Source organism: Brevibacillus porteri (assembly GCF_003013475.1).
Taxonomy (GTDB): Bacteria; Bacillota; Bacilli; order Brevibacillales; family Brevibacillaceae; genus Brevibacillus; species Brevibacillus porteri.
Genome location: NZ_PXZO01000001.1, coordinates 247,467 through 269,683, shown reverse-complemented (window position 1 = coordinate 269,683; position 22,217 = coordinate 247,467). Strand labels below are relative to the sequence as shown.

Annotated in this window: 21 protein-coding genes, 1 pseudogene and 1 other annotated feature; of the genes and pseudogenes, 5 read left to right on the top strand and 17 right to left on the bottom strand. The window is 47.5% G+C overall.

What is annotated here, in order from left to right:
- The first annotated feature begins 46 nt into the window (after positions 1-46).
- The 3 genes from C7R92_RS01290 (at position 47) to C7R92_RS33350 (ending at position 1,859) form a co-directional block, all read left to right on the top strand.
- Positions 47-367 (top strand): VOC family protein, encoded by a 321-nt coding sequence (locus C7R92_RS01290; RefSeq protein ID WP_106832947.1) that lies wholly within the window; start codon positions 47-49, stop codon positions 365-367.
- Between the two features lie 116 nt (positions 368-483).
- Positions 484-1,764, top strand: coding sequence for an MFS transporter (locus C7R92_RS01285; protein WP_106832946.1), 1,281 nt, complete (start codon positions 484-486; stop codon positions 1,762-1,764).
- A complete protein-coding gene (locus C7R92_RS33350) occupies positions 1,728-1,859 on the top strand; it encodes an immunity protein Imm33 domain-containing protein (protein WP_425266657.1) in 132 nt (43 codons plus the stop codon). The genes C7R92_RS01285 and C7R92_RS33350 overlap by 37 nt, the downstream gene beginning before the upstream one ends.
- A gap of 118 nt (positions 1,860-1,977) precedes the next feature.
- On the opposite strand, the gene ileS is transcribed toward C7R92_RS33350, so the two are convergent.
- The 16 genes and pseudogenes from ileS to C7R92_RS01195 form a co-directional block, all read right to left on the bottom strand.
- The gene (gene ileS / locus C7R92_RS01275) at positions 1,978-5,058 is read right to left on the bottom strand and encodes an isoleucine--tRNA ligase (protein WP_106832945.1); all 3,081 of its coding nucleotides are present in this window, start codon (positions 5,056-5,058) and stop codon (positions 1,978-1,980) included.
- Between the two features lie 69 nt (positions 5,059-5,127).
- Positions 5,128-5,386, bottom strand: a binding site (T-box leader).
- Between the two features lie 55 nt (positions 5,387-5,441).
- Positions 5,442-6,647, bottom strand: a complete 1,206-nt coding sequence (locus tag C7R92_RS01270; RefSeq protein WP_017250940.1) for an MFS transporter — start codon at positions 6,645-6,647, stop codon at positions 5,442-5,444.
- Positions 6,648-6,678: 31 nt separating this feature from the next.
- A complete protein-coding gene (locus C7R92_RS01265; protein ID WP_106832944.1) occupies positions 6,679-7,242 on the bottom strand; it encodes a thioredoxin family protein in 564 nt (187 codons plus the stop codon).
- A 29-nt stretch (positions 7,243-7,271) separates the two neighbouring features.
- The gene (locus C7R92_RS01260) at positions 7,272-7,661 is read right to left on the bottom strand and encodes an IDEAL domain-containing protein (protein WP_069845729.1); all 390 of its coding nucleotides are present in this window, start codon (positions 7,659-7,661) and stop codon (positions 7,272-7,274) included.
- A gap of 62 nt (positions 7,662-7,723) precedes the next feature.
- On the bottom strand, positions 7,724-8,161 hold the full coding sequence (locus C7R92_RS01255; RefSeq protein WP_069845731.1) for an RrF2 family transcriptional regulator: 438 nt from the start codon (positions 8,159-8,161) through the stop codon (positions 7,724-7,726).
- Positions 8,162-8,395: 234 nt separating this feature from the next.
- Positions 8,396-8,875 (bottom strand): GNAT family N-acetyltransferase, encoded by a 480-nt coding sequence (locus C7R92_RS01250; RefSeq protein WP_106832943.1) that lies wholly within the window; start codon positions 8,873-8,875, stop codon positions 8,396-8,398.
- Between the two features lie 67 nt (positions 8,876-8,942).
- Positions 8,943-9,923 carry a quinone oxidoreductase family protein gene (locus tag C7R92_RS01245; RefSeq protein WP_106832942.1) on the bottom strand — a complete coding sequence of 327 codons (981 nt, stop codon included), beginning with the start codon at positions 9,921-9,923 and terminating at the stop codon, positions 8,943-8,945.
- Between the two features lie 32 nt (positions 9,924-9,955).
- A complete protein-coding gene (locus C7R92_RS01240; RefSeq protein WP_106832941.1) occupies positions 9,956-10,543 on the bottom strand; it encodes a DUF1802 family protein in 588 nt (195 codons plus the stop codon).
- Between the two features lie 41 nt (positions 10,544-10,584).
- Positions 10,585-11,643: a multifunctional transcriptional regulator/nicotinamide-nucleotide adenylyltransferase/ribosylnicotinamide kinase NadR gene (gene nadR / locus C7R92_RS01235; RefSeq protein ID WP_106832940.1), complete on the bottom strand. Its 1,059-nt coding sequence runs from the start codon at positions 11,641-11,643 to the stop codon at positions 10,585-10,587.
- Entirely contained in the window at positions 11,631-12,344 is a 714-nt protein-coding gene (gene pnuC, locus C7R92_RS01230; RefSeq protein WP_069845741.1) for a nicotinamide riboside transporter PnuC, read from the bottom strand. Before pnuC ends, nadR begins: the two co-directional genes overlap by 13 nt.
- Complete coding sequence (locus C7R92_RS01225) at positions 12,341-13,201, bottom strand: TIGR02452 family protein (protein ID WP_106832939.1); 861 nt, start codon at positions 13,199-13,201, stop codon at positions 12,341-12,343. Before C7R92_RS01225 ends, pnuC begins: the two co-directional genes overlap by 4 nt.
- A gap of 24 nt (positions 13,202-13,225) precedes the next feature.
- On the bottom strand, positions 13,226-14,134 hold the full coding sequence (locus C7R92_RS01220; RefSeq protein WP_106832938.1) for an NUDIX hydrolase: 909 nt from the start codon (positions 14,132-14,134) through the stop codon (positions 13,226-13,228).
- A 269-nt stretch (positions 14,135-14,403) separates the two neighbouring features.
- Positions 14,404-15,063, bottom strand: a pseudogene (locus C7R92_RS01215) (uridine kinase family protein).
- 377 nt (positions 15,064-15,440) lie between these two features.
- Entirely contained in the window at positions 15,441-15,977 is a 537-nt protein-coding gene (locus C7R92_RS01210; RefSeq protein ID WP_106832937.1) for a GNAT family N-acetyltransferase, read from the bottom strand.
- Between the two features lie 267 nt (positions 15,978-16,244).
- Positions 16,245-16,724, bottom strand: a complete 480-nt coding sequence (locus tag C7R92_RS01205; RefSeq protein ID WP_244195610.1) for a GNAT family N-acetyltransferase — start codon at positions 16,722-16,724, stop codon at positions 16,245-16,247.
- A gap of 435 nt (positions 16,725-17,159) precedes the next feature.
- A complete protein-coding gene (locus tag C7R92_RS01195; RefSeq protein WP_069845751.1) occupies positions 17,160-18,434 on the bottom strand; it encodes a cation:dicarboxylate symporter family transporter in 1,275 nt (424 codons plus the stop codon).
- Positions 18,435-18,698: 264 nt separating this feature from the next.
- On the opposite strand from C7R92_RS01195, the gene ytvI reads away from it, so the two are divergent.
- Positions 18,699-19,730 (top strand): sporulation integral membrane protein YtvI, encoded by a 1,032-nt coding sequence (gene ytvI / locus C7R92_RS01190; RefSeq protein WP_069845753.1) that lies wholly within the window; start codon positions 18,699-18,701, stop codon positions 19,728-19,730.
- A gap of 92 nt (positions 19,731-19,822) precedes the next feature.
- The gene (locus tag C7R92_RS01185) at positions 19,823-21,049 is read left to right on the top strand and encodes a pyridoxal-phosphate-dependent aminotransferase family protein (RefSeq protein WP_106832936.1); all 1,227 of its coding nucleotides are present in this window, start codon (positions 19,823-19,825) and stop codon (positions 21,047-21,049) included.
- A 100-nt stretch (positions 21,050-21,149) separates the two neighbouring features.
- On the opposite strand, the gene C7R92_RS01180 is transcribed toward C7R92_RS01185, so the two are convergent.
- On the bottom strand, positions 21,150-22,169 hold the full coding sequence (locus C7R92_RS01180) for an ATP-grasp domain-containing protein (protein WP_106832935.1): 1,020 nt from the start codon (positions 22,167-22,169) through the stop codon (positions 21,150-21,152).
- Between the last annotated feature and the right edge of the window lie 48 nt (positions 22,170-22,217).

Here is a 22,217-nt window from a genome sequence, read left to right as displayed (position 1 = left end):
TTTCATTCTGTACGAAATTATAGTATATGGTTTACTGGAGTGTCAAATGGCCCGTGTGCAGATTGAAGTCATAAAAAAATGGTACAGTGAAGTGTTGAAGATGGAAATAGAAAATTGGAATGGGACTGTGATAAAACCCGAATTAGGAAATGAGACTATCTTTTCTTTCTTTACCGAGAATGACAGTTATTTTCCAACAGAACAACAAGTGATGTTAAATTTCCAAGTACATAATCTAGACGAGACTATTAAGCATCTTGAGCAAATTGGTGTACCTCTTGCAAAGAAAAAAGAGAGTAGTGAATTTGGAAAGTTTATTTGGATTGAAGATCCTGAAGGCCGACTGGTCGAGCTTTGGGAGAAATAACGAAATGAATCATCAATCATTCAACATTTGCGATAATGAAAACGCAAGATCTTGAAACGTAAGTTCCCCTATACTAAAAATGGTAATTAGTTGTGACGAAAAATGGGGGAACGAACATGAGTAACAAGGTGGAAGGATTGTTAACTAACACAGATTTTCGCAGGCTCTGGATTGGGCAAACTGCATCACAGTTTGGGACTCAGGTTGCCTTATTAGGAATGCCATTAGTGGCAGCTCTCTATTTAGGGGCCAGTCCCATGCAAATGGGGTTGCTTGGTTTTGCCGAGTATGCGCCATTTATCATTTTCGGTTTGCTCGCTGGTGTATGGATAGACAGATTTCCCCGGCGACCAATTCTTGTCGCCGCTAACTTTTTCAGGGGTGTATTACTGCTCATTGTGCCGCTGACAGCCTTAACTGGATTCCTGAATATGACAGTTCTATATTTGGTAGCCTTCATAGTGGGTATCTGTACTGTCTTTTTTGATGTTGCCTATACATCCTTTTTGCCTTCCATTGTGAACAAGGAGCAGCTTGTTGATGGGAATAGCAAACTAGAGACAAGTAAATCTACTGCACAAATTGCTGGGCCGGGTTTATCAGGTGGATTGGAACAGTTAATCACTGCTCCTTTTGCAATATTGTTCACGTCGGTATCCTTTTTTATATCCGCTGTGTACATAGCCCGGATTCGCAAGTTGGAGACAGTCGTGACAGATGCGAAAAAACAAAAAAACATGTGGCTGGAAATTAAAGAAGGGCTGCATACGGTTTACACAAAACCGTTGCTGTGGGGAGTGGTGCGCTGCTCAACAGTCTTTAACCTTTCCTGGAATGTTATTTTTAGTATTTATGTTCTATATGCATCGCAAGAACTCAAAATCAGTGCGATCATTCTTGGCATCATTTATGGAACGCTAGGAGTAGGGTACCTATTTGGCTCTCTGCTTGCCCAAAGGGCTGTACGTCGTTTTGGAGTAGGTCCAACAATTGTGGGTTCCGCTACGATCGCAGCAAGTGGCGGTTTGCTTGCTCCATTAGCAGTAGGATCAGAATTAAGTATTGCGTTGATTATGATGCTCGGACAGCTTCTTTTCGGAATGGGTGTCTCAATGTTTAGCATTAGTACCATCAGTTTACGTCAAGTAATTGTACCCGATGCCCTGCAAGGTCGCGTGAATGCTACATTTCGATTTATCTCGTGGGGTTCTTTACCGCTTGGTTCGTTAATTGGAGGGATGCTAGCGGGGGCAATGGGGTTACGGTTCGCTTTATTTGCGGGTGGCATTGGATTGTTAGCTTCGGCTTGTACATTATTGTTCACCCCATTTTTACAACTACGTGTGAAATCATTTCATGAATTAACATTGGAAAAAGATGTGTCTATAGAAAGCTAAGGAATGTAAGAGAGGGTGTTTTACCTCTTAATGGTCTTCGCATCCATCCGGAGCATGACACTACTGGTTGGTATATTTGGGCTGGAGAATTTTAGTTGCGGACGATTATGAAGACGTTTGGTTTGACCCAGAGATCTTACATGACTGAAGAAAACAGCTAGGGAACCGGTGTACCAACCATGCTCCCTAGCTGTTGTTTATCTAACCGCTTTGTTACCCGATGTGCAAACCAAATGTTTTGTCTCCGAACGAAACGATCTCCCTATCTGCTATTTTCGCAAAAGACACGCCCGAAACGAGTACACTCTCACGCAAAACATGATCAAAACGCTCCAATGCGGCTCGTAGCTCATCGTCCACTTCCAGTGTGAGCTGGACTCGTTTATCGATAGGCAAATCCAGCTTTTTGCGTGCATCCTGAATGACACGGATGACTTCACGAACCAAGCCTTCCTGCTCAAGCTCTTCTGTGAGTGTCGTATTCAAGGCCACGTGGAGCTGATAGCCGGATGCAGAAGTAAAGCCTTGCTTCCCTTGCTTTTCCACGAGCAGCTCATCTAGCGTAAGCCGCACGCTCTCCCCTGCGACCTCCACATCCAAGTAGCCATTGTCCACTGCTTTCTCTGCATCGGCATCGTTCAATTCCTTTAAATACCCTTGGATTGGCCCAACGAGCTTGCCGTATTTTTTCCCAGCTACCTTCAGGTTGAGCTTGAAATGATACATCACGAAGCTGCTGTCGCTTTGCTCCACTCGAATGTTTTTGACATTGATTTCGTCTTGGATAATACCAGCAAAACGCTCGAGATTAAATGGCTGCTCCATCGATACAATCAGCTCGGACAGAGGCTGTCTGGTCTTGAGTCCAGTTTCGTTGCGGACATTCCGCGCCAGCTCCACGATGTGTCGAGCCGTTTCCATGTCCCGCTCAAGGGTTTCGTCGATTGCTTCTGTGTTCACCACCGGATAGTCAGTCAAATGAACACTGCCTTCTCCCCCCAGATTGCCATACATATCTTCAGCGATCAGCGGCGCGTATGGTGCGATCATCTTCGCCAGCGTCAGCAACACTTCCCGCAGCGTCTGGTAAGCAGACACTTTGTCAGGCGTCACCCCGCTACTCCAGAAACGATCCCGCGAACGACGGATGTACCAGTTGCTCAGCTCGTCGACGAATGCTTCGATATGCCCCGCCGGATTCATGAAATCGTAGGTTTCCAGACCTTTGACTACGTGCTGCACGGTGGTATTCAAGCGGGAAAGTATCCAACGATCCAATTCGTTTACAGGCGCTTGCGGCAGATGCTCTTCTGGTTTGAACGAATCGATCAAGGCGTATAACGAATAAAAAGCATGCGTGTTATGGATCGTATCGATCACTTTGTACTTCGCCTCGGCGACAATCCGCTTAGAGAACCGCTTGCTGCTCCACGGCGCACTGTCAGACAAAAGCGCCCAGCGGAACGCATCCGCTCCGAATTCTTCGATAACCTCCCACGGATCGATCCCGTTCCCTTTGCTTTTGGACATCTTCTGGCCGTGTTCATCCAAAACGTGGCCGGTAGAGATGACCGCCTTGTAAGGCGCTTTTCCGTTATAGAGTGTGGAGACCGCCAGCAAGCTGAAGAACCAGCCCCGCGTCTGATCGATTCCTTCCGAAATGATGTCGGCAGGGTATTGCTCCTGAAATACCTTTTCGTCGCCGAATGGATGATGGTACTGAGCAAACGGCATCGAACCACTGTCAAACCACACATCAATGACCTCAGGAGTTCGCTCCATCGTACCGCCGCAGGAGCAGCGCAGCTTCACCTCATCCACAAACGGCTTGTGCAGCTCCAGATTCTCTTCGAGTGGTGCCACAGATTTCTCACGCAACTCTTTTACACTGCCTGGTGCATATTCGCAGCCACAATCCTGACAAAGCCATAGATTGAGCGGCGTCCCCCAATACCGATTGCGGCTGATATTCCAGTCTACAAGCTCTTCGAGGAATTTCCCAAAGCGCCCTTCGCGCAAGTGGCCCGGATACCACTCGATCTTGCTATTGTTTTCGATCAGCTGATCCTTAATCGCTGTCGTTTTGATGAACCAGCTCTCCATCGCGTAGTAGAGCAGCGGTGATTTGCAGCGCCAGCAAAACGGATAGCTATGCTCATAGCGCTCCTTGGAAAACAGTAGACCACGATGCGACAAGTCTTTTACGATATCGACGTCGCAGTCCTTAACGAAGCGACCCGCGAAATCCGAGATTTGATCGGTATAGCGGCCAGCCAAATTCACGACGTTCACGAAATCAAGTCCATGCTGACGGGTCGTGCGATAATCATCCTCCCCGTGCGCTGGTGCAGTATGCACGATCCCAGTTCCGCTCGTATCACTGACATAGTCCGCATCGACGACAATATGCCCATGGTTTACCTTTAGATAGCCAAAAGGCGGCTCATACTGGGTCCCTACGAATTCTGCACCTTTGTGCGTGGACAAAACCTCGTAGCCTTCCTTGAACACTTTCTCCGCAAGATTTTTTGCTACGACGTACACTTCATCCTTGTACTTGACCCGCACGTAATCGAGCTCTTTGTTAACAGCCAAAGCCACGTTTGCTGGAAGTGTCCATGGTGTCGTCGTCCACGCGAGAAAGATGTCATCGCTTGTCTTGCTTTTGAATTTGACCGTCGCACTCAAGTCCTTCACGTCTTCATAGCCTTGCGCCACTTCATGGGAGCTGAGCGTCGTCTGGCAATCCGGGCAATACGGACTGACACGATGTCCTTTGTACAGCAGTTCTTTTTTATGAATTTCTGAAAGGATGTGCCAGACGCTTTCGATGTAGTCGTTGGTCAACGTCACATATGGATGCTCCATATCTGTCCAATAAGCGATCCCTTCCGTCAACTCGCGCCATTGTTTTTCGTACTCGAATACGCTATTTTTGCACTCCTCGATGAACTTGGCCACTCCGTAGTTTTCGATCTCCTGCTTGCCGGAAATGCCGAGTCGCTTCTCCACCCCGAGCTCTACCGGAAGACCGTGTGTATCCCAGCCTGCTTTGCGGACGACGCGGTAGCCAGACATCGTTTTGTAGCGTCCGATAAAATCCTTGATGACCCGTCCGAGCACATGACCGATATGCGGCTGTCCATTAGCGGTTGGAGGCCCTTCATAAAAAACGAAATTAGGCTTACCTAGCCGATTGTCCATCGACTTGCGGAATGTATCGTCTTTCCTCCACTGATCCAGAACACGTAACTCTCGTGTCCTTGCTTTTTCTTTTACGTCTACTTTCCTCATCATGTACACTCCTTCTTCTGTAGTTTGCGTAGAAGTGTAGGTTCATAGAACGCAAAAAAATCCCGCCCCCTAAGGGACGAGATTCGATCTCGCGATACCACCCTTGTTCCGAAAAGCTCATGTAATCATGATTTTCCGGCACCTCTACTACGTACCATCATACGCGTCCCTTGTAACGGTGGGATTCCGGGTCAGCTTACTCCAAATGCTTCAGCTTTCCTTCTCGGAGAGGATTTTCGGCTAAGTCTTGAACGTTGGCTTTCAGCGCTAGGGCCAACTCTCTGGGGAACAAGGGGATTAGCTTACTCTTTCTCGTCAATGAATTTGTTGGTGTTTTGTTTATTACCTTACTTTTTACACTGGTTTCAAAAAAATGTCAAGGGTTAGGCCACGACGCGCTTCACGCTGCGACGGCTTTCCACCTGCGACAAGAACAAGCTGAGAATCAGGATAATCGCGCCGAACAAATACGGTGCGTTCAAATGAACCCCGTACAGCGTACCTGCCACTGCTGGGCCGAAAATATTCCCCAGACTCATATAAGCATTGTTCATCCCTGCTACGAAGCCCTGTTCATCCCCTGCTCGCTTGGAAATCAGCGTGTTGATTGCCGGACGCATAATCGACGTCAGGGTAAAGAAGATAACTGTCATAATCAGCATATACCAGAAGTTACCGGACAACAGCATCAGCACCATCGATACAGCAGACAAGAAGAACGTCACGTTAATGAGCTTCTTCTCGCCAAAACGAGTAATGAGCTTGCCGATTAGCGCTCCCTGCACAATCGTACCAGCAAGTGCTCCCACTGTGATAATGATGGAAATATCACGCGGAGTATAAGCGAACTTCGCATCGACGAACAGCGGGAAGATAACTTCGAAGTTCGCCAAGCCAAATGTCATCGTAAAGATCAGCACCAGCATGATGAAGTACGACGATTGAAACGATTTGCCGAGTTGTACGAAGATGTTTTCCTGCTTCTCTTTGCCTTTTCGTGCCGCGAGCTGCTTTTCCTTCGGAAGTGATTCTGACAAGAAAAAGATGGAACCAAGTGTGGCTACCGCACCAACTGCCGCAGAAATGTAGAACGGCATACGCAAGCCAAGCTCCGCCAAAAACCCGCCAATACCAGGTCCGATAACAAATCCGAGCGACATGGCAGCTCCGAGCATCCCCAGTCCTTTTCCACGTTTATCCTCTGTCGTGATGTCTGCTACATACGCCAGCATGGACGGAATCATCGCTGCTGCCCCGATTCCGCCGATCAGACGAGAAAGGTAGAGCACCCAAGTCTGTTCAGCTAAGGCAAAGACCAGATTGGAGATCGTAAACAGGACGAGTCCCGAGACAATCATGATTTTTCGACCGTACTTATCTGACCATTCCCCCGCAATCGGAGAAAACAGAAATTGGGTCACACCAAAGGCCGCCACCAAGTATCCGGCTGTCTCCCCACCCGCGCCGAACTCTTTAAGAAATTCGGGCAAAATTGGAATAATCAAGCCAATTCCCAACATGGCGATAAACATGTTGATCATTAGGAAGAGAATCGGTCGCTGACTATTCTCTTGTTTACTCATATTCATTTATCCATTCCTATCCTATAGATTTTTCTCTTTAGCCTTGCAGTTTCGCTTTCACACTCTCAATCACCGTGCGCCAAATGGCAGGGTCTGTAGATATCTTTTGCTTGAAGTTGCGGTACAACTCCTTTTGCTTTTCCTCAAAATCTGGAGCGTCTGCAGCCGGCAATCCTGCACGGGCAGTCGTAATCATTTCCTGCACTTCTGGAGAGCGTGGGCCCCAAACTCTTGCCTCGTAGCCATCCTGGTCGAGGAAGATAAAGATCGGGATCGCACGTGCTGTGCCATTGGTCAGGTATTGATCCATCAACTCCAGATTTTCGTCGCGGATGAGAAAGCGCAATTCGATGTTGCTTTCCTCGGCAATTCGCTGAATGACAGGAACGCACAAGGAAGCATCCCCACACCAGTCTGCGGTCAGCACGATCCCTTTCCAATTGCGTTGGGAGAGATCACCAAAGAACGCCAGATCCTCGTCTGTAAATGTGAGCTGATCGTATACGCGGGACAGCTCTTCTTTGTTGACGTTCATGCTTTCTTTGTACGCAGCAAAGCTCATTCCTTTTTCAAACCAATTGTTCTGATTCACGTTAGACATACTCCGTACTCCTCCTGTATAGTGAAAAATTATTGCTCCCAAATAGCAGAAGTTCCCAAGCGATTGCGAATGGAAGAGCTTCTTGTTTGGCGGGCTTCTTTCCCTGACGTCTGTTTCATGTTGCTTGCCTTGGCAGTCAGGTCTATAAACCACTCTCTATCTTTGGTTGCGAGGGCGAGGTCGATCAAATCATGCATGTGCTCTTCATCATCAAAAGAACCTACCGGAATGCGTTCCATCCACTGTCTTGGAATCACCACCTGCTTGCCGATCGTCTCTTCGTTGTCGCATTGAACCACATAAACTTTCGCGGTACCTCGCAATGAATCATCTGTTTCGACGAAGCCTTGAACTAACTCGCCGAATTTGGTTTTGCCCAACACCCATTCTCCGACTTCCAATAACTCATCTCGATTCATTCTCGTGCACCTCCTAATTGTAACGGAAATTATTACAGTTTCCATGTTAAAAATTTGTATGGTTACTGTTGCGAGTTCTCCTGACATCCTTGACGGACTTTATCTAATACGGTCTGGATCGTGATTTGTTCCAAATACTTCGTAAAGTACATCTCTGCTTCTGTAAAAATCTGATCCATGACTCCGTGCATATTCGCAGAAACCTGACACGCTTCTTGCGGATCTCCCGAACACCAGTGCGGCTTAAGCGTACCGTTCGAGATCGAGCAATAAATCTCGGCCAAGGTGACCTCATTCGGGTCGCACGCGAGTATATAACCTCCGCCAATTCCCTCTTTGGTCTTCACAAACCCGTTCTTACGCAGAATGCTCATGATTTTGCGAATTCTGGCAGGATTCGTACATACATTTTTTGCGATGAGCTCACTGCTTGCCATATGCTCTGGGATATGAGCCAACAAAGCCAAGCTGTGAACAGCTATGGTAAATTCACTATTCACGTCACAGACGGCCTCCTTGCAAAGAGTACTGTAATAATAATTCGTACAGTTACGAATGTCAACAATTGTGTGGGGGCAAACTTTTTAAAAAGCCGGAGGCTTTCATTCTTCGGTGGTCGGGGGGAAGCGCAGGCACATGTTTTCCAGTCGCCTTTTTCCTCACTTCGTTCGGGCGGTCTCCTTCCAAACATGTACCTACGCTTTTCGGACAGCTATTACTTCTTCGTTGCTTTTTTAAATAAGTTTTTTTATAAAAAGGATTTCATCGCGGATGGGGATGCCGTTGTCTGCGATAAGGGGGATTTCTGGTTTGATTTGGCGGGCCTTGTCCACTGCATTGATGTACAGCTCGTGAAGCTGATAGCCTCTTTTTTGGTAAAAGCCCATGGCGTGCAGGTTATCGTTGGTGGTGACGAGCTTTATGAGGTGGCAGCCTTTTTCTTTGGCGGTCTGTTCTACTTGATTGAGAAGGGCGGTCCCGATTCCTATGTTTTCGATCACGCTGTCCAAGGAAATGATTTCACATTCCTGATCTTCGAGTACATAGGAAATAAATCCGTTGATTGCACCATCTTCACCCTTCACTGCATAGCCGTCCAGCGCATCGCATTGGAAGACGCCACTGGAGATGACCATTTGCGGACTTCCCCAGTGGTGGATGAAAAATTCAGTGATGACGTTTTTGTCCAGTTCGCTTGTTGAAATCATCTGCATAGCATTCACCTCTCAAAAATGATAAAAAGAAAGCCCCTGCTTGTGAGTCAGCAAGGGCTCCACATCATTACGAACGCACATCCAGCAGTACTTTTCCCGTGCTCGCCCTGCTCTCGACCCACGCATGGGCGCTCGCTGCGTCTTCCAATGCAAAATGCTTACCGATCTTGATGTCGAGCTGGCCATTCGCCAAATACTCCAAGACTTGCTTCGCTGTATCCTGCAACAAGTTTGGACGCAGCTTACGTGTCGTACCAAAGCTGAAGCCTAATACAGAGCGGCAGCTGGCATGCAGGTCGATGGTCTTGATCTGACCGATTTCGCCGCTGGCATTGCCGAAATGGACGAGTCGACCGTACCATGCGAGACACTCGAGACTACGCTCGCTCACCGTTCCGGAAATTGAGTCCAAAATGACATCGGCTCCCGCACCATCTGTCAGCTCACGTACCTTTTCCACAAAATCTTCACGATCATTGCAAATCACATGGTCGGCACCGGCTGACAAGGCAAGTTCCGCCTTTGCTTCATTACCAACTGTGCCGATGACACGTCCTGCTCCAAGCAGCTTCGCTAATTGAATCGCCGTCGTCCCGATTCCGCCTGCCGCAGCGTGAATCAGTACGGTTTCCCCTTTGGCAATGCGTGCAACCTTCGCCAGTAGCTGATACGAAGTAAATGACACGACTGGGCAAGCGGCTGCTGTTTCCGTTCTGATGTGATCTGGCAGGGCAAAGGTCAAGCTCTCATCCGCCACGATATACTCAGCGTAAGATCCGTTGGCCGGAAATGCGATGACTCGTTGTCCCACCTTTAGACTTTGCACCTCTGCCCCTACCTGTTCGATCACGCCAGTCGCATCGAGTCCGGGAATAAACGGCAGCTTGGCTGCGCCCTTTTTTCCATATCTGGATTTGATATCGGCAAAATTGACACTGGTCATCTCGACGCGGATCAGGACCTGTGTAGGTGACATGGTCGGCATCTCGACTTCCGTATACTTCATCGTTTCCGGCCCGCCTAATTCCGTTACCAAGATCGCTTTCATAAGAACCCTCCAGGCAAGATAATAATGGAATGTTAGTTTTGCAGAATGGTCATGATCGCAGCTTTTTTCGCTGCGAACTCCTCGTCGGAAAGCACAGGGGTAAACGCAGCTCGCGGAATGTCCACCAATAGATCATGCCAAGATTTGCAGCCTTGATAAGCAGCGTCAATCGGGATTTCTACCGGCTGCTCTAATCGATACATCCGCACGAACAAAATGTGCAGCGGCTGTTTTTTCTTCCAATACAAACGCACATCTGCAAAATTATCCGTCCAGATGTGGAAGGACGAAAGCGCACGCAGCTTGGCTTCGTCCATCAGCTCTACATCGTCGGTTACTTCGGCAAAATATTCGATAGTCACCGTCTTCTTATCCATTGTCCAGCCTTCAAGGGTCGCGTCCAAAAGGTGTTGGTAGTCTGCCTTTACCATGTCGCGCTTCTGGTGCTCATAGGTCGGATACAAATAAAATTGATTGTTTTCCAAGCGGAATTCTCGTGTTTCTTCGTATAATCCACCCTTGCGGATCGTGATGATCTGCTCACCTTCTCCAAGTGCTTTGACGGCGACTGCCCATTCCTTCAAGCTAAGGGGGGATAGCGGCTGTACGAACGACTGCATGCAGCACGGCTCCCTTCTACTGTCAGAATCGTTTGATGACTTTAGTCTAGCCCAATTCCAGCTCGTTGAGAAGTCGTCTTCAACAGTTGATCGACATGCTGCATAGCTCCTTGCAGTCTCTCGGCATAATTTCCTCGCAGTGTCACGTACGTAATTCCCCGCTCATCCAGCATCTGGCGCAGCTTTTCATGATTGTGCAGGCGCACTTGCTCCTCTCCGTGTACACGCAGTCCATCATCCACCCACGCGACATCTGGCTCCATGAACAGCCACAAATCGTACGCTTGCTCTTTGGCAATCTGGTCGAGAACAGGGAAGGTTTGCCCGGTGTACAGTTCGGAGTAAAACTGGGTGACAATCGCTTCGGTATCGATGAACAAGAGCTTGTTGGCTTTCTGGAGCGCTTCGTACTCTTTCATTTTGTGACCGTACGCGATATGCGGAAAATACTCCGGTGTCAAAATCGTATCGCAGCCCCCGACCTCTTCGCAGATTGTGCGTCCATACTCCTCGACAAACACGGTGTTGTAGATTTTCGCTAGATAACGGGTCAAGGTCGATTTCCCGCAGCTCTCTGTTCCTACTACCACTACCTTTTTGACGAAATAGGGCTGAACAACAGCAGGAATGTGCTGCCAATGAGTGTAGACCCCTTCATTGCGAATTTGGGTAGCGGAGATCGGCACTTGGCTGCGTGATTCATCGAGAATGATGTGCGCTGCCTCCGGGTATAAACGGCAAAATATCGGATCGTAGGCGGACTCGGAGCTGAAGACCAGATCGATTTTTTTCCCGATCTTGCGCTTGATGTCCGCTGCTCCTGCCTCCCAATCGTAGTTCTCATCGCTATCTGCACAATCCTCGACTGCAAGCACACGGACATTTTCCATGTCCTTGACCAGCGTGGACAGCCATCTCAACCGTACTTCAAAGGGAATTGGCTTGATTCCTGCCTCCTCACACAGCTTTCGGTCGCGAATCGAGCTATGCGAAAGAACGACGTACAGTTCGTCGCAGCGGCAGGCCGCCTGTGTAATCGCGTATACATGTCCCTGATGCAGTGGCAAAAATTTGCCGCCAATGAAGCCTATGCCCCCCATGTCTGCTCCTCCCTTTGCTTGCGGTACTGTCTCACCCAGTTCATTAAGCCGTAGATGGCATTTACCAAATAAGCGGACCACATAACCAGCATCGAGATATCGCTTCCGTCCTTCAAAAACGCTACCAGCCACATGTAGATCGTGAACAAATCAATGATGATCCAGACCACCCACTGCTCGACCAAACGCTTCACCATAAAGAGCATCGCGATGACGGAGAGAACAGCCGTCAAGGAATCGACAAAAGGCAAGGCCCCGCCCATTTGCTTCAATACAAACCCGTAGACAATCGTTGCGATGATGCTCAAGATCGTCCACCAGATGCGTGCTCGGTTGGACAGAATCGTAATCTTGACGTCATTTTGTTTGACTTCGGACACGCGGTTTTTGCGCCACAGATAGAGACCTATGAATTGCATCGGCAAAAAATAGAGAAGATTCAGCATTACTTCACCATAGTACTTTTGCCCATACGCCACGAATGCGTACAAAACCACATTGATGATACCCGGGTAGTAACTCCACGTCTTTCCTTTGGCGACGAGCACGACACTCAGCATCCCTGTCAAAGACGCGATCAAGCCGATTAATGTATCATCCAGCGCGAAATACAAGTAGAGGGTAACGAGTGTAAACGAGATGAGCCATATTTTTTCAAACCAATTCCAGTCTGCTAAAAAGCCGGTGCTTTTCGCATTCATGCGAATCTCTCCTTGAACGCTCGCAGGTTTTCCTGGCGCGCAGAATTGTCATAGACGGCAAAAACGATGTGGTCAAAAAGCTGTGCATACTGCTCCTCGATCAAAACAGTCGCAAAGTAATCTGCTACGTCCTCCGCTTTGTTGCGGAATACTCCGCAGCCATACGCTCCCAAAATGATCGTCCGGTGGTTGTGAATGGCTGCTGCCCGCAAAATTTTCCGGATGCGCTCCTTCATGACAGGGCCAATCTTCGCGATATTTTCAGGCTCTCGCTCACGAACAACCCCCGCATTCACAGCAGGCGCCGTAACAAAAGACAAGAGGTATGGATCATGCAAAAGCTGGTCGCTTTGGTCGCGGAGCACAGGGACCCGTGGTGAATAAATCATGTAGTTGGAATAAAAGCAGGTTTTCAATTGGCGATGATAGGTGTACATTTCCTGCATTTGCACGATGCAAGGATACAGCCCGGAGGAACGCGCCAAGCTCTCTTCCTGCGCTTGGCTTCCCCCGAGGAATCCTCCGCCCGGATTTTTGGCGGAAGCAAAATTCAAGCATACGGCATCTGCTCGTTTCTCGTGAACGACGAGGCGCTTGGCTGCATCCAGGCTGGATTCCGAGGTAACCTCGACTTTGGCGCGCAGCTGTGCAGCCGTTGTTTGATGCGATGGCAGTTGCACTGTGTCTGCTTCCAAATCATTTGGACGATACAGCACCGACTTGCTGATTGCAGCTGCTAGATCCTCCGTAATGCTCTTCTTTTCTCCCGCTTCGTTCAGGTAATAGCCCTGCTCTATGATTTGCAGCGTCTCTTGCGCGATTCGCACACGCACGCTTCGATTGTGTCCCTGATTCATTGTGATTTCCTCCCTAGTACGGGGCTACGTCTGATCCATCCATTCCGGATTAAAGCTGAAATACTTGGATGGTCGGTGCCCGGCGTGTTTTCGATATTGATTCGTTTCCAGCACTTTGTCGGCTACCTTCCTCCGAAACGCCGCAGCCAACAGTTCACGTCCCAAAACCACCTCGTACACCTGTTGCAGATCGCTTAGCGTGAACAGCTCCGGCATTAAGGCAAAGGCGATGTCCGTGTATTCAATCTTGTTACGCAATCGCTCCAGTGCGTATTGAATGATTTTGGCGTGATCAAATGCAATGTTGTTCGTCTCTACAATTTCGCGGGTCTCACGTACAGTACGGCCCGTTACTGTTTTGGTGATCTTAATGGTGGCAGACAGCTCTTCACTCTCGTGCACAAGGCGCAGCTCCAGCCATTTTTCAGTAATGGAGCCGTCCGGTGTCGCCGTCTTCGATTCTTTCAGCCACCTGTCCTCGATGCGGTACCACTCCGCTTCATCTGCATCATCCCCTGCTTGCAGCTGTAAAGACGAGCTATCTACCAAGGCCATGTACGACGTGCTGATGACCCATGTCCGCGGATCTCTGCCCGTATCTCCCCAGGTGTAGAGCTGCTCCAAGTAAATGTCGTCTACGTTTGTTTCCGTACGCAACTCGCGTCTGGCTGCCTCCTCCAGACTCTCCCCAGGTGTAACAAATCCGCCTGGCAACGCCCATTGGCCGATATACGGATGCTCCCCACGCTTCACAAGCAATATTTTCAACGACTTGGGTGAGAGCTTGCGGTAATTCTCCTCCTGCTCATCCATCACGGTGAATACCAGCATATCGACTGTCACAGACGGCCGCTCGAATTGGCTGACATCATAAGCCTCCAAGTACTCCCGTTCGGTTTGACCTCGTTTATTGACATTTGGTTTATCGTTCATGCAATCGCCTCTTTTAGTTGCTGAATTGTTGTTGTCTTTTTGTTATTAACATATTGTTATTATCAAGTTGTTGGTATCATATTACTCTTTCCTGTTTTTGGTGTCAACTAATAAAATCAGAGTAGGTTGTTATCCAAAAAGCTACGTTGTGTTCAGTGAAAATAAAGTATTAGACCGGAACCCCTTATGGTACAAGGAGTTCCGGTCTTCTATATCACTAGATATTTGAAAATTAGTTTTAGACTGACTCATTTTAACTATCGATCCCGTTAGCTGAATAATTTAAAATCAAATGTATTTTTTTCTAGACATAATCCTTCATCAGAAGCTTTGATAATAATATCAAACCGCTGACTGTACGGATGCATAAACACTTCGTACTGAATCCGACGTTCTTCATGTGACTGCTTTAAATAGTTGATATCGGTTCCTCTTTCAACAATATCACGGCTCAATCTTCTCTTTAATTCCGTTTAACCATCTGTATAAAAGTAAATTTTTAAATCAAATAAATCGGGATTAATAAATGCAACACTCATTCCTTCAAAAATCGTTACTTTGTTTTTTGAAGAGATTAACTCGCTCTTCACATAATGAGCATCTATCGTATATAAATCTAAACCGTCTCTAACCATCTGAACATCTCTTTCTAAAGAAGGCAAATGATGTGCTGATGGATGACAAGCAGTCATTTTATAATGGTGATTTTCGTTTTGATATGTATAGTCGATAATTGTATGCTTTCGTATGTTCGAACTAACAATATACGAATCTGTATTAATGTAATTCACTTCATTTTGATTTAGTAGGTTTACGAGCCTCTTGGTAAACGTTGTTTTTCCAGCAGCTCCATGTCCTGAAACACCAACAATAATCTGATCATCCGCCATTTTGATCCAATTTATGATATCTTGTAATAACTTATCCATCTTTTCCCCCTTAAATATTGTTTAACGAAATAAAAGCGCAATATTCTTCCTATTTATCATACATGAAATTAAAAAGGAAAGTATAAAATCCCACTATACCCATTTTTAAACAAAATTTTCATTCGTTAGCAGAAAATCAATCCCTTCTACCTATTTACGTAAGTTTCCCCCTGCGTGCTTAGCAATACCTGTCGCTTTTGTAGGTATCCTGATCCTTTACAAGCCGTACACTCGAGGAGCGTTGCTCAACTATCCTGCCCATTACTTCAATACATCAAATAGGATCTGTCCTTGCGACAGCTCCACGCTAGCCATTCGATCAGGGCAAGACGGCCGATCGGTGGCCTCGGCGAGCCGTCGCGCTGTCGGGCATGAGCTCAATCGGACGGCGTGCCCGGGTACCATACGCCGAGCCACTGTTCGGTGCCGTAGTCCTCGAACCGCTTCACCGCGACGCGCATCGAGGCCTCGTTGGCGGTCTGGGTGGAGAGCACCACCGGCTCGCCGGGATGCGCGTCGGCGAACCAGTCGAGCGCCGCTGCGCACGCCTCGGTGGCGTACCCGTGTCCCCACGCCTGCGGTAGGAACATGTAACCGAGCTCGGGCTCCCCGCCCTCTGGACGGATGTGACCCTTACGCTCCGGGTCGCGCCGATCGAGCGTGATCATGCCGATCGTTGTTCCGTTGAGCTCTACCACGAAGAAGCCGAGGCGCTGCCCGGGCACTTCGGGCAGCGCGCGCTCGAGCTCGTCACGCGGTCGGGAGCCGCCGACGTAGTTGCCCACCTCTGGTGAGGCGAAGAGGTCGATCAGCGCCGCACGGTCCCGGGCCTTGGACTGGCGGAGCACGAGCCGCTCGGTCTTGATCGGGGCAGGTGGCCAGGTGAAGGGGTGCACTGTGATCTCATCCGACATGGTGTAATCTCCCTTCTCTATTTAATTCTGTTTGTCCATGTCTAACAGCATATATCATTCATGTATTCCTCCTTGAGACCACCTAAGATAATTTCTTTAATATTGGGGTACCGCCGACAAAACGCGGAAAACGTACGCTAAGCAATTCGTTGCATAAAAAGCGAGCTCTCCCTTTCTCTACAAGGGGATCGCTTTTCGTAAATCACAGCAAAGCTGAAATAACGAACCCGTTAGCGTAATCCTACCTCACTGCTTTAACCCGAGTAATTAACTAACAAACACTTGTGTCTTTCTTCCAATTTCTATTCGCTCAGTAAATTTGCCTCCAGTGTATTCCTCAATTGTTTTTTTCCAAAAATGTTGTGCCGGCTCGTTACTATCTATTTGGTATACTTCCCATGGTCCCTTATGCATATTAAATATATCTTTAGCAACTTGTTTACCTAACCCTGACCTCCGAAATCTTTTCATAATAAAAAACTCAGCAATCGAGTAGTATGAGTCATCTTCATCTCTATTTATCAATTTGACCAAGACGAAACCAGCAATTTTCTCATTTAGCGATATTAAATATGGAAACCTAGAACAATCTGTCCAGTATTCGTTTAACGGATATTCACCAAATTTCCCGTTATCTTCAATCTGCAGATCCATAAACTCAGAGAAATCGTAAATATAGAATTGCAAAAGGTTGCTGAGTGTTTCCTTTTCATCCAAGGTCGCTCTCTTAATTTCATAGTTCTTCAATAAAATACCCCTTTTAAGTAGTTTCCCCCAAATGTTCGATATTCGGTAAAATATTCAATTCCCCTTTTTTGGTTCATTGTTCTAAACTGCTAGTCTAATACTCTATTAATCAGTCTAAAAATTTGTTATCTCTGTACACGTAGAAGAAGCGCATTTCCAGTCCAAGCGCCTCTGGAGCCCGCCCCAGCGTAGGAATAAATGGCGGGGGTTTTCAGCTTTTATCACATACAAAAACGCTTTAGCATTTTCAGGTTTGAAGCGCTCCCGCCATTTATTACGAAGCGGACAGTTATACCCCTTGAGGGGCGGAGGCCGAAGCGTAGACTGGAAATGCGCTTCTTCCACCACCAAAGCCACTTTTTTAACCAAATGCAAAAAAGCCCCCTGCCAGCTCATTCTGACAGGAGGCTTCTTAAAGACTTTTTGTTGCTTCTATTAAGCAGCAGTCGGATCGGCTTTTACTGCCTGAACATAATCGTCTGCTTTCTTTTTGTCGAACTGACCTTCCCAACGAGAGATCACGATTGCTGCCAACGCATTACCTACTACGTTAACAACTGTACGAGCCATATCCATCAAACGGTCTACACCGGCGATGAAAGCAAGACCTTCTACTGGGAGACCTACAGAGCCGAGCGTAGCCAACAGTACTACGAACGATACTCCTGGTACACCAGCGATCCCTTTGGACGTAACCATCAGTACGAGCATCAGCGTGATCTGTGTGCTAATTGGCATGTGAATACCATACATTTGCGCAATGAACAGAGCAGCCAGTGCTTGGTACAGTGTGGAACCATCCAGGTTGAAGGAGTAGCCTGTCGGAATAACAAAAGACGTGATCGCCTTCGGACAGCCCATTTTCTCCATTTTTTCCATAATTTTAGGCAGTACAGTCTCGGAGCTGGAAGTGGAGTAAGCCAACAACAGCTCGTCCTTCAGTACACGCAGAATGGAAGTGATTTTGACTCCGCTGATACGTGCGATGATGCCCAATACCACCAAAATGAAGAACAACATGGCAAAGTGAACCAAAATAACCAGTTTGCCCAATGGAATGAGCGATGACAAACCAAACTTGGAAACGGTAACACCAATCAGTGCAAAAACACCAAACGGAGCAAAACGCATGATTGTGTTTACAACCCAGAACATCGCGTCTGCAACCCCATTGAAGAAGTTGAGAACGGGCCTTCCTTTTTCTCCTGCTGCTGCTACACCAAGTCCAAACAGAACGGAGAAGAAAATAATGGCTAACATGTCGCCACGAGCCAACGAATCAAACACATTGGTTGGCACAATATTGACGAATGTTTCCACCATACCGTGGCTTTGTGTCGTTTCTGCCGTGTCTACATACTTGTGGATATCGGTCTTGGTAAGAAGGGTTCGATCCACACCGACACCTGGTTGAAAGATGTTCGCCGCCAAAAGACCGACGATAATGGCAATCGTGGTAACGATTTCAAAATACAGAATTGTCTTACCACCGATTTTGCCCAGCTTCTTCATGTCACCTACGCCTGCTACGCCCACAATAAGTGTGGCAACAACGATCGGAACGACAATCATTTTAATCAATCGGAGAAAAATATCACCGATAGGCTGTAAATAGGTCGCCACTGCCGGGTTGCCATAAAAAATAGCACCCACCAGGATACCCAGAATGAGACCGACGACAATCTGCATCGCTAATCCAAACCGCTTCATTCTGACACCTCGCTATGAAAGATTAAGATGTGACTCTCAAGTCGATATGCTTACACGCATCAAACTTGTGTGGTATATAGATGAGAATCATATCATGACTTTTTGTGTTTTCCCCTTTTTTATATTCTTTTCATTTCTTTATTTTTTCTGATAATATGCTATCGAATCGCGATATTACTGGGCTCATTGTGTTCGCTTCTGGAAAAATGATAAAATAAGGGAATCAATTTTCAGCGATTCTTCATTAAAGAATGGAGCGCAGTCATGACGATTCGGAAAATGATCATCCTGCTACTGGTTCTGGCGGTCGGGTTGTTTCTTTTACCTTACTCCGTTCCCTTTTTGTTAGCACTGTTAACAGCAATTCTGGTTGAGCCGCTCGTCTTGTTTCTTATCAAAAGACTACGAATGAATCGGATGAGTGCGGTAATCGCATCCTTTTTCCTGTTCCTCATTTCTTTTGGAATCGTGCTGTACTGGATCGGTACGCAGATCGTGATTCAGGGAATTGATTTGGCTCAGCGATTACCAGCTTTTTCGCAGCATATTTTCGAGTTGGTCGAATCCTATTTGATGAGCTGGGAAACTTACTATGAGTCGCTACCTGCCGAAACCGTCTCGGAAATCCAGAGTGTCTTCGCTGGTCTCAAAAGCTGGGCACTTACTTCAGCCTCCACGGTTGCCAAAGGTATTCTCGGTGTGGCAGCCATCGTTCCGGGCTTTTTGATCTCCACGATTATTTACTTGGTTGCCTTGTTTTTGATCAGTCTCGATTTACCGAAATTGCGTGCGGGCTTCATGAGAATGTTCACGGTATCTGCTCGTGAAAAGGTTGAGGTGGTTATCTCTCAATTAAACCGTGCCACCGTTGGATTTCTACGTGCCCAAATCATCTTGAGCCTGATGACGTTCACGCTGTCCTTTTTGGGATTGCTCATTTTGCAGGTCAAGTATGCAGCCGTCATTTCGCTCATGATTGTTTTCGTCGATATTCTCCCCATATTGGGCGCAGGCTCGTTCCTCGTTCCATGGGCCATATACAACTTCTTGATGGGCAACTCTTCTTTGGCAATCGGCCTGATCGTCATCTTCCTCGTGATTACGGTCGTCCGCCGCATTATTGAGCCAAAGGTACTCGCATCTAATCTGGGAATTAGTGCTCTTGCCGCTCTTGTCAGCTTGTTCCTCGGATTTCAGGTGATGGGATTTTTCGGGCTGATACTCGGTCCAGCGCTCGTCATCATCTATGAGGCGCTGCGGAAAGCTGGATTCTTGAATTTCAAAATAGATTTTTGAAGGGCACAAAAGATAGGTAGTGCTACGGCCGTTTTTTCCGGTGATGAATCGGAAAAGCGGCCGTTAATATAGAAAGAGCTGGGGGAGCGCTTATGTGTGCATACAAAGAACTGACCACCTCACAACGGACGATCATGACGCCAGGGCCCGTCGAGGCCGAGCCTAGTGTTCTTCGCATGATGGGTTCACCCATTTTGGGACAATTCGATCCAGAATTCACGAACATTATGAACGAAACAATGGAAATGCTTCGGAAATTGTTTCAGACATCCAATCATTGGGCATTCCCTATTGACGGAACTTCCCGGGCGGGCATTGAGGCCGTTTTGTGTAGCATAATCGAACCAGGCGATCGGGTGCTTGTGCCCATTTATGGACGCTTCGGGCACTTGCTCACGGAGATTGCGGAAAGGTACGGAGCAGATGTAATTACGATGGAAACGCGCTGGGGAAGTGTCTTTGAACCGCAGGACGTCATTGCCGAAATCGAGCGAGTTCAGCCGAAAATCGTAGCAATGGTTCACGGCGAAACATCCACCGGATGCGTTCAGCCTTTGAAGGAAATCGGAGAAGCTTGCCGCCGGATGGATGTCCTATTTGTCGTCGATGCTGTCGCTTCGATCGGCGGGACAGAAGTGAAGGTAGACGATTGGTATATCGACGCATGCATTGGCGGCACGCAAAAATGCTTGTCTGTCCCCTCTGGGATGGCTCCTATCACGTTTAATTCTCGTGTCGAAGCGCTCTTGCTCCAGCGGAAAAAGATCGAGCGTGGACTCGCTGATCCCTCTACTCCAAAATCTGCTCAAACCCGAACAATCCGCAGCAACTATTTTGACTTGAGCCAGCTCATGGATTACTGGGGACCTGCACGGCTGAACCACCATACGGAGGCGACAACGATGCTATACGCCTTGCGCGAGGGAGTGCGCATTGCCCTCACGGAAGGTCTGGCAGCAAGATTCGCCAGACATCGCTTGCATGAACAAGCCTTGGTCGCTGGTGTATTGGCGATGGGATTGCAGCTCTACGGCGATCCGGCTTGCAAGCTTCCCGTCGTAACCTGCATCAAAATTCCTGAGGGACTGGACGGAGAGTCAGTCCGCGCTATGCTGCTCGAGGATTTTCATATTGAAATTGCCAGTTCCTTTGGGCCGCTAAAAGGGACAATCTGGCGGATTGGCACAATGGGCTACAGCTGCCGGAAGAAAAATATTTTGCATGTGCTAGGGGCGTTGGAAGCGGTTCTCATCCGACATGGAGCGCGTGTGCATGCAGGACGGGCTGTACAAGCTGCTTTAGATATTTATCATAGCTAAAAACAAAGGCCGCCGGGTCAATATCATACCCGAGCGGCTTTTATTATGTTCACAACTGAGGGATGGGACGGATGTAGACTCTCCACTTTGTTAGTTTTCTCTATAACAATTGTCGTAATACAATCTCTTTTTCAATATGAGTCGCATACACCCCGAATTTTGGTGCAGCTACCTCAACCTTCCCCGACAGTAGAAGTTTCACAGCAAGATAAGGGAAGTTCACACCTGATAAGCATGAAGAATGCAAACCGCCTGACGCTCGCGGATTAATCTCTAATAATTTGGGCACACCATTTTTGTACTTTACTTGAACGTTGAAAAGGTAAGGAAGTCGCAGCTGTTCATGGACTGCTTTTGCCAGATCTATAAGTGCTTGATTATCCTCTAGCAGACGAATACGTCCTTCTACTTTTTTCCGTGGTACGATCGCAATTAACTCCTCTTCTGTTGCCAGGCAATCAATACTGTATTCCCAATCATCCAAATACTCCATGACCATGATGTCATCTACGGTTTGATCCCCTATGATGCTCAGAACTTCATCGATGGCGATCGTTTGGTTGCTTGATCCGAGCAGCTTGTCTAGGGGATTCATGTGTTCTTCGATGATATGAAAACCCGCTCCGCCTTCGCCACTAGCAGGTTTAAAGCAGACCTTATGACCTTTTTCTCTTAGCTTCTCATAGGCAATCTTAAATTGCTCGCTTGTGTTGACAATGAAATAATCAGGTATGTGTAATCCCGGGGTATCCCTCAAGGCTTGAAAGAGCTTTCCTTTGTCTGATACGGTTTCTAATAAGTCGGCATCTTTGCATACTAGAACAGATGTGCCTACTTGTTCAAACCGACCTATATGCTTTGCAATTTCCACCAGTCTATAATTCGGGAAAAAGATATCGATCTGATGCTTCTGACAAAACTGCACGCAGTATTCAATATACTCTGGAATTGGCAAGCTTGGTTCAATCTCTGCAACATCAGCATTTTGCAGCATCACGCTATACCGTTTTGGGTGAGTGACATAAAACTCAAAGTCCAAACCGTCCGGATTTGTACGAATCATATCAATAAAATGATACGCTGTAGAGAAAGTACGATTAAACCAGATGCGTTTCTTCATGAGAAGTTCTTCCCTTCAACTCTTCATTATTTATAAAGAAAAGCGAAA